This window comes from uncultured Flavobacterium sp., assembly GCF_963975515.1.
In the GTDB taxonomy this organism is placed as follows: Bacteria; Bacteroidota; Bacteroidia; order Flavobacteriales; family Flavobacteriaceae; genus Flavobacterium.
Map to the genome: position 1 here is coordinate 51,472 of NZ_CAXBGY010000011.1, position 14,186 is coordinate 65,657.

At 31.7% G+C, this 14,186-nt stretch carries 9 protein-coding genes; 4 read left to right on the forward strand and 5 right to left on the reverse strand.

Features of this window, described 5'->3' with window-relative positions:
* Positions 1-28: 28 nt before the first annotated feature.
* Complete coding sequence (gene lipB, locus AAC008_RS12050) at positions 29-727, reverse strand: lipoyl(octanoyl) transferase LipB (protein WP_339889534.1); 699 nt, start codon at positions 725-727, stop codon at positions 29-31.
* Positions 728-969: 242 nt separating this feature from the next.
* Between lipB and lysS the strand changes: the two genes are divergently transcribed.
* The 3 genes from lysS to AAC008_RS12065 all read left to right on the forward strand — a co-directional run bounded on the left by lysS (position 970) and on the right by AAC008_RS12065 (position 3,686).
* Positions 970-2,667, forward strand: a complete 1,698-nt coding sequence (lysS, locus tag AAC008_RS12055) for a lysine--tRNA ligase (protein WP_339889535.1) — start codon at positions 970-972, stop codon at positions 2,665-2,667.
* A gap of 163 nt (positions 2,668-2,830) precedes the next feature.
* Positions 2,831-3,274, forward strand: coding sequence for a DUF4890 domain-containing protein (locus AAC008_RS12060; RefSeq protein ID WP_339889536.1), 444 nt, complete (start codon positions 2,831-2,833; stop codon positions 3,272-3,274).
* A gap of 85 nt (positions 3,275-3,359) precedes the next feature.
* A complete protein-coding gene (locus AAC008_RS12065) occupies positions 3,360-3,686 on the forward strand; it encodes a hypothetical protein (protein WP_339889537.1) in 327 nt (108 codons plus the stop codon).
* A 55-nt stretch (positions 3,687-3,741) separates the two neighbouring features.
* On the opposite strand, the gene hemL is transcribed toward AAC008_RS12065, so the two are convergent.
* From hemL to AAC008_RS12085, 4 genes are all read right to left on the reverse strand, one after another.
* Positions 3,742-5,028, reverse strand: a complete 1,287-nt coding sequence (gene hemL / locus AAC008_RS12070; protein ID WP_339889538.1) for a glutamate-1-semialdehyde 2,1-aminomutase — start codon at positions 5,026-5,028, stop codon at positions 3,742-3,744.
* Positions 5,028-5,849 (reverse strand): glucosaminidase domain-containing protein, encoded by an 822-nt coding sequence (locus AAC008_RS12075; RefSeq protein WP_339889539.1) that lies wholly within the window; start codon positions 5,847-5,849, stop codon positions 5,028-5,030. The genes hemL and AAC008_RS12075 overlap by 1 nt, the downstream gene beginning before the upstream one ends.
* Positions 5,839-6,744 carry a pyridoxal-phosphate dependent enzyme gene (locus tag AAC008_RS12080; protein WP_339889540.1) on the reverse strand — a complete coding sequence of 302 codons (906 nt, stop codon included), beginning with the start codon at positions 6,742-6,744 and terminating at the stop codon, positions 5,839-5,841. The genes AAC008_RS12075 and AAC008_RS12080 overlap by 11 nt, the downstream gene beginning before the upstream one ends.
* A gap of 91 nt (positions 6,745-6,835) precedes the next feature.
* Positions 6,836-8,638: a T9SS type A sorting domain-containing protein gene (locus AAC008_RS12085; RefSeq protein ID WP_339889541.1), complete on the reverse strand. Its 1,803-nt coding sequence runs from the start codon at positions 8,636-8,638 to the stop codon at positions 6,836-6,838.
* Positions 8,639-8,921: 283 nt separating this feature from the next.
* On the opposite strand from AAC008_RS12085, the gene AAC008_RS12090 reads away from it, so the two are divergent.
* Entirely contained in the window at positions 8,922-13,937 is a 5,016-nt protein-coding gene (locus AAC008_RS12090; protein ID WP_339889542.1) for a GEVED domain-containing protein, read from the forward strand.
* Positions 13,938-14,186: the final 249 nt, after the last annotated feature.

Sequence of the window (14,186 nt, forward strand, 5' to 3'; positions counted from 1 at the left end):
TTTCTCGAAGCATCGATTTCTCGAAAATTTATATAATCGAACAATCAAACAATATAGAAAAATGTTTTAGAATTTTACTTTTAACTTCTTCTTCATCTATTTTTTCAACACCAAGTTCTACATTTAATGAGGTAACTGCCTTTCCTTTAATACCACATGGAATTATGTTATCAAAATAGCCTAAATCTGCATTTACATTTAAGGCAAATCCATGCATAGTAACCCAACGACTTGCTCTAACACCCAATGCACAAATTTTTCTAGCAAATGGTGTTCCTACTCCAAGCCAAACACCAGTTTCGCCTTCACTTCTTGTACCTATTACATTATACTCTGCTAAAGTTAAAATTATAGCTTCTTCTAGAAAACGTAAGTATTTATGAATGTCTGTAAAGAAGTTCTCTAAATCTAAAATTGGATAACCAACAATTTGTCCTGGTCCATGATAAGTTATATCTCCTCCTCTGTTTATTTTGTAAAAAGTAGCTCCTTTATCGACCAATTGTTTTTCGGATAAAAGCAAGTTTGATAAATCTCCGCTTTTACCTAAAGTATAAACATGAGGGTGCTCAACATATAAAAAATAATTTGGTGTTTCATCATTCCTTTCTTCTCTTCTGTTTTTGATTTTTAAATCGACTATTTCTTTGAAAAGTTCTTCTTGATAATCCCAAGTATTTTTATAATCTTTTTGTCCTAAATCTTGAAGTCTTATTGCTTTATTCATTCCTTTAATTATATCTCCACAAAGATACAAATGATTTCTCAAATAGCCCTGACAGGAATGGCATCCTTTTTTTGTAAAAAAAAGATAGAATGGATGGCAGGAATTACATAACTAAAGAAGCCCAAACCATTTGCTTCTAATAGATTTTCGGATGTTCAGATTTAGGATGTTCAGAAAAAAACGCTGAAACTCTGAAACTTTTAAACAATTACTTATCTTTGCAGGCTTAAAATAAAAACAATATGCAACTTTCCGAACAAGAAATCATTAGAAGAGAAAAACTAAACACACTTCGTGGTCTAGGCATTAACCCTTATCCAGCAGATTTATTTCCTGTGGATGCTACCTCAAAACAAGTTAAGGAAAACTATGAAGAAGGTAAAAAGGTGGTTCTAGCTGGTCGTGTGATGAGTACTCGTATCCAAGGAAAAGCTTCGTTTGCGGAATTGCAAGATAGTGAGGGTCGAATTCAGATTTATGTAAATAGAGATGAAATTTGCCCTGATGAAGATAAAACTTTATACAATGAGGTTTTTAAAAAATTACTTGATTTAGGTGATTTTATTGGAATTGAAGGAACGTTATTCACAACTCAAGTTGGTGAAAAATCGGTTAGAGTAACTAATTTAACTTTATTAAGTAAAACACTTCGTCCGTTACCGTTACCAAAAACAGATACTGAAGGAAATATTCATGATGCTTTTGTTGATCCAGAATTAAGATACAGAATGCGTTATGTAGATTTAGTAGTTAACCCAAAAGTAAAAGAGGTTTTCGTAAAGAGAACTAAACTTTTTACGGCTATGAGAAATTTCTTCAATACAGCAGGTTATTTAGAAGTTGAAACTCCTATTTTACAAGCTATTCCGGGTGGAGCTGCAGCTAGACCTTTTATTTCTCATCACAATGCTTTGGATATTCCTTTGTACATGAGAATTGCGAATGAATTATATTTAAAAAGATTGATTGTTGGTGGATTTGATGGTGTTTATGAATTCTCAAAAAACTTTAGAAATGAAGGAATGGACAGAACGCATAATCCAGAATTTACGGCAATGGAAATATATGTAGCTTATAAAGACTACAATTGGATGATGGAATTTACCGAAAATTTATTAGAACACTGTGCTAATGAAGTAAACGGAACAACGGATGCAACTTTTGGAGAACATAAAGTGAGTTTTAAAGCTCCTTACGCAAGAGTTACTATGACCGATGCCATTAAAAACTTTACAGGATTTGACATTACTGGAAAATCTGAAAAAGAATTATTTGACGCTGCTCGTTCAATGGGAATTGCAGTTGATGAAACTATGGGTAAAGGGAAATTAATTGATGAAATTTTTGGTGAAAAATGTGAAGGAAACTTTATTCAACCAACATTTATTACGGATTATCCAAAAGAAATGTCTCCATTATGTAAAGAACATAGAGATAATCCAGAATTAACAGAACGTTTTGAATTAATGGTTTGTGGTAAAGAAATAGCAAATGCTTATTCTGAATTAAATGACCCAATTGACCAAAGAGCTCGTTTTGAAAACCAAATGGCTTTAGCAGCAAAAGGAGATGATGAAGCAAACGGAATTATTGACGAAGATTTCTTAAGAGCTTTAGAATACGGAATGCCTCCAACTTCTGGATTAGGAATTGGGATGGACCGATTAATCATGTTTTTAACAAACAATCAATCGATTCAAGAAGTGTTATTCTTTCCTCAAATGAGACCAGAGAAAAAACAAGTTGAATTGTCGGAAGAAGAAAAAATGATTGTTGACTTGTTAGCTAAAAACGAAAATGCAATGGATTTAGCGGAACTTAAAACAAAAGCTGATTTAAGTGGAAAAAAATGGGATGCTGCTATGAAAGGTTTAGCAAAACACAACATGACTTCTGTTAGAGTTGAAGGGGAAAGTAAAATTGTAGAGCTTAAAAGTTAAGAGTCAATAGGCTTAAAATATATTTAGCCACAGATTCACAGATTATAAATAAAAATCTATGAATCTGTGGCTATTTTTTTTTAGAAAAAATTTAAATTTTTGTTAAAGATTAAACCTTTTTATTTTTTGATGGTCTTATCATCAAACTTTAAAAATTATAAAAATGAAAAAATTATTTGTATTAGTATTATTAGTTGTTGGTTTGACAACATTTGCTCAAGAAAAAGGTAAAAGAGGAGAAGGAAAAGAAATGTCTCCAGAACAAAGAACAGAAATGCAAGTTAAGAAATTGACAAAAGATCTTGATTTGAATGAAAAACAACAAAAAGAAGTCAAAGAACTTTTAAATACTCAGAAAGAAGATCGTTCTGAAATGATGGAGAAAAGAAAAGAAATGAAAGAAACTGCCGAGAAAGCTACCAAAGAACAAAGAGCAGAAATGAAAGCAAAAATGGACAAGAAAAAAGAAGCTATTGATGCAAAAATGAAATCTATTTTAACAGACGACCAGTATAAAAAATGGGAAGCAACAAAAGAAGATAGAAATGAAAAAATGGGCGATCGAAAAGAAAAAATGAAAGAAAGAAGAGCTAAAAAATCAGAATAAGTAAAATAAAAAAGTAGCTATATTATTTTGAAATTAAAAAAATTTAGTTAGATTTGACTTTCAAAATCAAAACAAATAAAATATCATGAAAAAAATAATTGCACTTTTCGTATTTATGTTTGCACTTTCTTTTAATGCAAATGCACAAGAAGGAAAAACTGCTGAAGAATTAGGAAAACAAGATGCAGTAGCATTAGCTCAATATTTAGAAATTGACGGTCAAATTGTAACTGATTTACAGAATTTATTTATCGAAAAACATCGAACTTTATTAATTCAAGGATTATCTCAAGAAAGAATACAAGTTTTATCTGATGTAATTGAGCATAAATTAGCAGCTACATTGGATGCTGGTGAAATTGAAAAATTAAAAGCCGATCCAGAATTATACAAGAAATTAATTAAAAATTAATTATCTTACTATTAAAAAAATCCCGTCTAGTTTAAAAACTAAACGGGATTTTTTTTTACAAACTATCCGCTACTTTATTTACTGCATTTATGGTGAAATCTAAATCTTCATAAGACAAAGCATCAGTAATAAACCACGTTTCGTAAGCCGATGGAGCAATATAAACCCCTGCGTTTAACAAACTATGAAAGAACTTTTTAAAACTTTCATTATCCCCATTTTTGGCTGTTTCAAAATCAGATACTTCGTTTTTATCGAAATGTACCGAAATCATCGAACCTACTCTATTTATAGTAAAATCAATTTTTTTATCTGATAAAACTTTGTAAATTCCTTTATGTAAGTAAGCTGTTTTTTCTTGTAATCTGCTGTAGATTTCTATATCTGAATTTAATTCTTTCAGCATTTCAAATCCTGCAGCCATTGCAAGTGGATTTCCTGACAATGTTCCTGCTTGATAAACAGGACCAATTGGTGCTAAATAATCCATGATTTCTGTTTTTGCTGCAAAAGCTCCAACGGGTAAACCACCACCAATTACTTTACCGAAACAAACAATATCTGCTTTGATGTTATATAATTCTTGTGCACCACCTTTTGCCAATCGAAATCCAGTCATTACTTCATCAAAGATCAGCATTGCACCATATTCATCACAAAGATCTCTTAAAGCATTCAAAAAACCTTCTTTTGGAGGAATACAACCCATGTTTCCGGCAACAGGTTCAATGATTAAAGCTGCAATTTCATTTTTATTTGCTTCAAATAAGGCTTTTACATTTTCAACATCGTTATAATTTGCTAATAATGTGTCTTTGGCTGTTCCTTCTGTAACTCCAGGACTATTTGGCGAACCAAAAGTAATAGCTCCACTTCCTGCCTGAATTAAAAACGAATCTGAATGGCCGTGATAACAGCCTGCAAATTTTATTATTTTATCTCTTTTGGTATAACCACGAGCTAAACGAACTGCACTCATACAAGCTTCTGTACCCGAATTTACAAAACGAATTTTATCAATATTTGGGACCATAGAAACTGCTAATTCAGCAATCTTTGTCTCTAGTTCTGTTGGTGTTCCAAAAGATGTTCCTAGCTTAGCTCTTTCAATTATTGCATTAACAACTGGTTCGTGAGCGTGACCTAAAATCATTGGTCCCCAAGAGTTGATATAATCAATTAATTTATTTCCGTCTTCATCAAACAAATAAGGTCCTTTGGCACTTTTTACAAATATTGGTGTTCCCCCAACAGATTTAAAGGCTCTTACTGGTGAATTTACACCTCCTGGAATTACTTTATTAGCTTCAACAAATAATTCGCTACTTCTTTTATATAACATTATTTTATCTTTAAAATCTGACCAATAGAAATGGCATTGTCAGAAATATTATTTTTACTTTTTAAATCGTCTACAGAGATATTATGTTTTCTTGAAATTGAATACAATGTATCGCCTTTAATTACTTCATATTCCGAATTGCTTATTGCTTTTTTAGGAGCTTCATAAACAACATCATCATTTGAAATACCTAACGTTTCAGCATCAAATCTATACAATTGATATCTTTCTATGATAGCTATAAGCTTTGCTGGATACTTTGGATCGGTTGCATAACCAGCATCTTTTAAACCTTGAGCCCAGCCTTTATAATCATTTCCTTTTAATTTAAATAAAGATTTATACCTGTCTCTAGAAGTTAAAAACAAAGAATGATCTCTATACGATTCTGCTGGATGATTATATTTTCTAAAGCATTCTTGAGCTTCATCATCATCATGATGCACGCTTGCTCCTTCCCAACCAACATGACATTTTATTCCAAAATGATTGTTTGCTTTTTTACACAATTCCCCTTTACCTGCACCAGACTCTAAAATCCCTTGAGCCAAAGTAATACTTGCCGGAATTTTATAATTAATCATGTTGCTAATGGCTGTATTTTTAAACCAAGAAATATATTCTTCAACGTTTTCAAAAGTTACCACTACAAATGAAGTAGCTTCCAATTTTTCTAGTTCGTTTTTATTTATTTTGCTTTTGGTTGCAACATTAGTTTTTTTAGCAGGCTTTTTGGAACTTGTTGTTCTAACTTTTCTATGCGAACCACAACTCATTAAAAATAGAGTGCAGATAACGATTAGGGCAATTTTAAATTTCATCAGTTATTATTGTTTCTTTTTTTTGTTTTTCTAATAAAGTATTCATTCCGTTTATACCTTGCAAACCTCCTGTATGAATGGCTAAAATTTTACTTCCTTTAGGAAAATAATTGTTTTGGATTAAATCATCAATTCCAAACATCATTTTTCCTGTATAAATTGGGTCTAATGGTATTTTATGAGTTGTATAAAATTCATTAATAAAACGAATTAAATCCTCAGTTATTTTACCATAACCTCCAAAATGATAGTCCGAAATTATATTCCAATTAGATTTGTTTGCAAAGTTACTAATCTCATTTGAAATAAAATCACCTTTTAAGGAAGGAAAACCAACAATTTGTTGACCATCAAAACTTGAATTAATAATTCCTGAAATCGTTCCACCAGTACCAATTGAGCAACAAATATGGGTAAAACTTGTATCTTCGTTTGTTAATATCTCTTCGCAACCTTTTATAGCTAAATTATTTGTTCCTCCTTCTGGCAAAAGATAAAACGAGCCAAATTCATTTTGCAAATTAATTAAAAACGCTTTATTTGTTTTATTTCTATATTCTTCTCTTGTAACAAATTTAAATTGCATCCCAAGTTCTTGTGCTTTTTTTAAGGTTTGATTTTCTTCAATTTTATAAATCAATTCTTCTCCTCTAATTACACCAATTGTTTTGAAATTATTTTCAAATCCAGCACTTGCAACAGCTAAAATATGGTTTGAAAAAGCACCTCCAAAAGTCAACAAAGTAGATTGGTTTTCGGTTTTGGCTTGAATTAAATTATACTTAAGCTTTCTAAACTTATTTCCAGAAATTAAAGGATGAATCAAGTCTTCTCGCCTAATATAGAGTTCTAAGTCAGGATTATTTAAGCTTATTTTTTGAGTAATAATTTTCATTTGTACAAAACTACAAATCCCAAGGTTATAATCAAAAAAAAAAGCAGTCTATAGATTTTTAGACTGCTTTAATTAAACTGTGTTTTCGAATCTATTTTCTAGAATTCTTTACAATAATTTTATAGCTTAAACTTTGGTTATTACTAGCTACTAATTTAACTATATAAATACCATCACTAAAAGCATTTGTTTGAAATTTATAAGCTGTATTGGTTCCTAATTTTTCTTGTTTAAAAACAACTTTACCCGTAATATCAAAAAGAGTAACATACTGCAAATCAATAGACTTTGGGTTTTCAATAGTTAGGGTTTGAAAATCATTATTTTGATAGATTGCAAAATTTTCTTCAAAATTTGTTATAGTATTTAAAGCTGTTGCCGTAAAAGTAATTTCAAATCTATCGTTAATTATTCCTCCTGGTAAATTAACATCAAAATTTCCGTTTTTAATATCGTGATAAGTTTGTGTTAAACCATCATATAAATAAACATCTTGAGTTTGATCAAAGTTAATTACATGAGACAGTCTAAAATTAAAATTAGTATTTGGATTTGATTTTACACCAACCTTTATTCTTTTATTTATATCAAAAGGCACACCTTCAATTAGATATTGCGTGGCATCTAAAAAGAAATAAGCATCATTTGGCAATGCATCTCCATCGGTACTTTTAGCATCTATTCCTCTATCCACTAAATCTGTTGCTTCAGGTATTAAAACAAGACCCAATTGACGTGTAAATTGGTTATTAAGAGAAATATCAAAACGCATGTGAGGAACTTCAAGTGAAGTACTCGTTGTGTTTTGAACAGTTGTAGCGGCATTTCTCTCAAATTGAGATAAACCACCACCTTCTATAACATATTCTCTATATTCATTTTTTAGGAGCACATTTCCCATAGCATTTCCTTCGATCATAAAACCTTGACCAATTGGAGCATATTTTCTTTCAATTACTAAACCAGATGAAGAACCTGTAGTATTTAAGGTTCCGTTAGCATTATAAGTATCAAATGTTGCAGGCACATAAATACCATTATATGTTGGTAAAACTGGAGCAAAATTCCCATAACCTCCATGATAATCTACTACATAATGCGAACTATCTGTTTTATTTTGTTCCCAATAATAAGCAATTCCTGTACATTTTGAATTGACCGGATCTAATAAAAAAGCACTTACATTCATTGCTGAAGGATAAGGATTACCTGTTAAAGTATAATCATTTAAATCTACATCGACAGCTATATCACCATCATTTGGTCTTCCTCTAAAATCATAACGCTGATTATTTCCAGTATTATTAGCTTGTACTGTTTCTGTAGTAATTAAAGTTGCATCTGTACCACTTACTCCTTTCATTGTAAAACCTTGTCCAGGCAAAAGTGTTTGAGCATCTTGCACATGAATCCAACCGTTTGGACCTCCTGGATTGTAACCATTAGCTGTTATATATTTCCAAATCCAATGTTTTGCAACCACTAAACTAGAATTTGATGTTGAACCATCATAAGCTGTTGTTGTTATTACAGAAGTATTCGTTAGATCAGTTGGTCGATTCATTAATAAAATACCAAAATTAGTATTTCCAACAGAACCACTTGCAACTCCAACAGGAGAACACCAATAATTATACACATAGCGGTTTGAAGTTCCTTCTTGAAAAACAGAAAGTTTTCCATTACCAGAATTTGCAGAAACTCCCGTTTTACCTTGTACTAATTGAGCTTGGTTTCTTAAGTAAAAGTTAGAGTTGGTTTCCAAATTTACATCTTGTTTAACAAAAACAACTTGATTGTTATTATAGATATAACTACCATTTTTTACGAACAATTGAGAATAACCTGTATAACCAAAAACAAAAAACACTAGTAGAAGAGTTAATTTTTTCATTTTCATTAATTTAAAAATCATTTATAGGACAAACATACATAAAAAAATAATTAGAAAAAACCATTCGTCGAAGTTTTTTGTCGTTTAAACGATGTAATCAATGTATTCATAGTCATTTTTTTGTGAATACAAAATTATAAATTACTTTTGACTTTGATTTTGGAAATAATAGACGCTAAATTCAGACATAAAATATTAATAGAGGCGAAATCCGTCTTTTTGATTTTCATGATTCTTGAAATAGTTGCCTATTGCTTCCTTTTTAATAGACACCTACTTTATTATGAAAAATAGTTACCCAAATCTAACAATTATCAGTCCTTCAAATGCCCTTTTGAACGCTTTTAAGAAACATTTTTTCTTCATTTTTGCATTTTTTGCAACAATTACACAATCTTTTTCACAAACTAATGACTGTGCAACACCAACTTCTATTTCAGTAGGAACAACTTGTGTCAATACTGCATATAACGTGGCTAGTAGTTTCACATCTACAACCGCACCTATTTCTTGCGGTACATCCTTTAGAGATGGTTGGTATACATTTACTACAGATGCAACAACAACAAGCATTTCCATTGTTGCAATTGGTAACAGGCAAATAGGACTAGCTATTTATACGGGAACAGGTGCTTGCAATACTTTAACTGAAATAGACTGTATAATCCCAAATAATGGTAGTGCAACTTTAACTACTAATGTTTCTCCAAACACTACGTATAAGTTACGTTTGATGAGAACAAACAACAGTGGTAATAATGACATGACTGGAGACATTTGTGTTAATAAAGTTGAAAGCACTGTCCCTGTAACAGGTAATAACTCAATCACAACTTGTTCTGGAAATTTATATGATAGTGGTGGAAGTACTGGAGATTACAGCAATAGTTCTAATGGTTATACTGTAATAAATCCATCTATTGCAGGTAATAAAGTTCGTATTAATGGTACTCTGAACGTTGAGCCAGGATATGATTTTATGACAATTTATGACGGTGTTGGAACAGGAGGAGCAGTTTTGTGGACTTCACCAACTACTACGGGTACTTGTTCTACTTACACACTGACTAATATTACATCAACTACTGGTTCTTTAACCATAAGATTTACTTCTGATGGATCAGTTGTTTGCTCAGGTTTCAACCTTGCTATTTCATGTATAGCAACACCAGTTCCGACAATAACGTCTTTAAGTTCAACTTCAGGTTGTGTCGGCTCAAGTTTAACTATAAATGGTACAGATTTAACATCAGCAACTACTGTAACAATAGGAGGAACTGCTGCAACAATAACAGCTAATACAGCAACTTCTATAACCGTTACAGTTGGTACAGGAACAACTGGTAATGTTTTAGTAACAACATCAGGAGGAACTAGTAATCCTTCAGCTTTTACGGTTTTAGCAACTCCAACCATAACGGTACAACCAGTAGCACCAACTTCAGTTTGTGCAGGTTCTGGAATTAGAACTATTTCAGTTACTGCAACAAACGCTACTACTTATCAATGGAGAAGAAACGGAGTGACTCTAACAAATACAGCACCTTATAGTGGTGTTAATACTGCAACTTTAACGATAACAAACCCAGCTTTAGGTATAGCAGGAAACTTTGATGTAATAATTACCAATACATCAACTTGTAACAGAATTTCAAGTGCGGTAGCACTTACTGTTTTGACTACGCCTACAATTACAACAAACCCTGCTAACTCATCTATTGCGGTAGGAGCAAATACTTCATTCACAGTAGCAGCATCAAACAGCCCTACCTCTTATTTATGGCAAGTTAGTACTAATGGTGGAGGTACTTGGACAACCGTTACTAATGGTGGTGTTTATACAAATGCAACTACTTCAACTTTAAATATTACAGGTGCTACTCTTTCAATGAATGGCTATTTATACAGAGCTTCTGCAACTAACACATGTGGAACTTCTTCTTTTTCTACTTCTGCACAATTAACAGTAACAATTGCCTATTGTATCCCAACTGTATCAAACGGTTACGAGCAATACAATTATATTAACCAGGTTTCCTTTTTAGGAAATTTAACAAATCCTCCAACAAATAATTCTACTTGGAGTATTTCTCCACGTGGATATCAAGACCATACTGCCTTACCAAAAGCAACTCAAGCACAAGGTGAAGGAATGAATATATTTATGAACACCACAACCGGTTTTGGTGTAAATTTCATGAAAGCGTGGGTAGATTGGAACAAAAATGGATCTTTCGAAACAAGCGAAATAGTTTACCAATGTACAAATCCCTTTGTTAATACTACATTCGGTTTTCAGATACCTGTAGCAACTGTACCAGGAGATTATAGAATAAGAATGAGAATCATTGTCAACACTGCAGGAAATACTTTTGATGCATGCACCTCTTACAGCAATGTGGATGGAGAAACAGAAGACTATTTATTTACTGTAGTGGCTAATTGTAGTGCGAAAATAACTTCAATTAGTAATAATTTCAGATGTGGATCAGGAGCTGTTACTTTAAATGCAATAGGTTCTTCAGGAACAACTGAATACAGATGGTACACCACATCTACTGGAGGAACTTATACAAGTTCACCAACATCTTCGTGGAATACTCCTTCAATAAGTACTACTACTACTTACTATGTTACTACTTATAACGGTTCATGTGAATCTTTATTTAGAACCGCAGTTATTGCAACAATTAAGAAAGTACCTACTTTAACATTTAGTAACTCTAATCCTGAAATTTGTGGAGAAAATGAAATTATCGATTTAACGGCAACAGGGTCAAACGAACAAATATTCTTAGTAGATGAAGATTTTGAAGGTGGAACAAGTAGTTTTGCAAACAATCAAATTACTTCACCAAATGGTAGTATAACAAATTGGCAAATAAGATCAAGCACTTACGTACCTGCTTATCCTACGTATCCAGTATGGTATCCTGCAGTGTCTTCTGGTTTTGGATCGAATAAATTTATGATGTCGACTTCAGACTTAACTGCTGGTGGTTCTGCTGCTGGAAAAGTTAATGAAGCACTAGAATTAATAACAGCAGTAAACACAACAGACTTTATAAACCTTACTTTAACTTTTAAAATATATTTTTCAAGTTATTATGATGCAAACAATGCTTCTGTAGAAGGGATTTTTATTGAGACAAATACAGGAAGTGGTTGGTCAGCAACTCCTTTAGCATCATATTTAACAGATCAAGGAATTGGTACAAACTTTGTAACTAAAACAATTCCTATGAATTCATTTATCAATATTAATTCTCTTAAAGTTAGAATTAGATATTTAGCAGGTTGGTGTGATGGTGTTGCAATAGATGACATCAAACTATTTGGTGAAAAACCTTTAGTACCAAACTTTACATGGACAAGCGGATTTCCAATAGATGCTTATACTGATTTAGCATGTACTATTCCTTATACTTCAGGGACTCCTGCTTCTGTAGTTTATGTTAAGCCTACTTTAGTACAATTAGAAAATGCAGCTTTTTCATTCACTGCAAATGCAAATCTTGCAAACGGTTGTACTACAAGTGGAACAATTAATGTAACTAATAAAACTAGAGTTTGGAAAGGAACTGTTGATACAAATTGGAATAATTCCAATAACTGGTCTCCTAATGGAGTTCCAGCTATTGACAATTGTGTTATTATACCAAATAACACAATAATTTCTGGAACAAATTATACTGCTTATGGTAAAAACTTAAGAGTAAAAAGTGCTGGAAATTTAAACACTCAACCTCTTAACAATTTAATAATTGCTGATGAAGTTATAGTAGAGGCTGGAGGTACTTTCCAAATCGAAAACAACTCAAATCTAGTACAAATAAATAATGCCACAAATACTGGAAACATCATTTACAAAAGAATAGCTGCTAATATAAAAGGATCTGATTATGTGTATTGGTCTTCTCCAGTTAACAATCAAGCTATAAGCTCTTTTTATACATCACCAGCGCAAGGACCAAAATATAGCTGGAATACTCTTGCAAATAATGGAAATGGTGCTAGTGGAAATATTAGTCAAGGAAACTGGGAAAATCCACCAGCTATTATGGCAAACGGAAGTGGTTACATAATTAGAGGTTCTAGTAGTTTCGGAATGGCTGCAACAAATATCAGCTCCACTTTTACAGGAAGACCGAACAATGGTACTATTTCTGTACCTATTTATAGAGGAGATTACACAGGTAGTGTATATCCAGGTGCAAATGGCGTCCCAATAAACAACCTTGATGATAATTATAATTTGATTGGAAACCCTTATCCTTCTGCAATTAATGCATTACAATTTTTAAGTGAAAATCCTTTAATTGAAAAAAATGTAAAATTATGGAAGCATGGAATTGATGCCGTAAATGGTGCAACAAATCCTTTTTATGGAAGTTTTGCCTATAATTATTCAGGTAGTGATTATGTAACAATTAATTTTACAGGATCAACAACTCCGACATCATCAGATATTATTAAAAGTGGACAAGCGTTTTTTGTTGAAATGTTAGATGGTGCAACAGGTAGTGGAACAGTAAACTTCAACAACACGATAAGAAGAGATGGTAGTGGTTCACCTTATTTAAATGACAATTTCTTTAGAAATTCAAACCAGCAAACAACTTCTTTTGACAATATTGAAAGACATAGAATTTGGCTAGATATTGTAGATGCGAACAACATAGCAGAAACAACTCTTTTAGGTTATGTTTCTGGTGCTACCGTAGCCAAAGAGTCAGCTTATGATGCAATTGCAAGCACACTTACAATGGGTATTTACTCTTTAATTAACAATGAAACATTTGTAATACAAGGTAGAAATTTACCCTTTGATGATAATGACCAAGTAGCTATCGGCTTTAATGTTCCAACTGCTGGTACCTATCATATTGCTATAAATACAATTGACGGTTTATTTTTAGGCACTCAGGATATTTATCTTAAAGATGAGTTGTTAAACATTTATCATGATTTAAAATCAGCCCCATATTTATTTACAGCTACAGCTGGAATTCATGACACAAGATTTAAATTAGTTTACAAAAACACAGTATTAAGCAATGTAACTTTCAATGAAAATGAAATTCAAATTGCAAAAAATAGAAATATTATTGAAATCGTTTCAGGAAATGAAATTATGGACAATGTAAAAGTGTATGATGTAAGAGGAAGATTACTTGCTGAAAAATCTAAAATCAATGCTAATGCTATTTCAATTGACATGAATAACATTCAAGATCAAGTGTTAATTATAAACATAGTAACATCTGAAGGAATTAAAGTAACAAGAAAAATTCTTTAAGACTTAAGAAATTTAATAAAATTCAAAAAACCTTTGCTTTAATTAGTGAAGGTTTTTTCTTTTATTAAATACAAAGGAGCTTCTTAAAATAAGCACATAAACAAAAACGTCAAGTAGATTAAACTTAAAGTATGATAGATCAATCTACTTACAAGAAGTTGAATTTTTTCTTTAGATAAAATAAAAGTATTACTTTTGTAAGGATTTAGAAACAATAGACTCTAAAACTCAGACACACAAAATATTAAT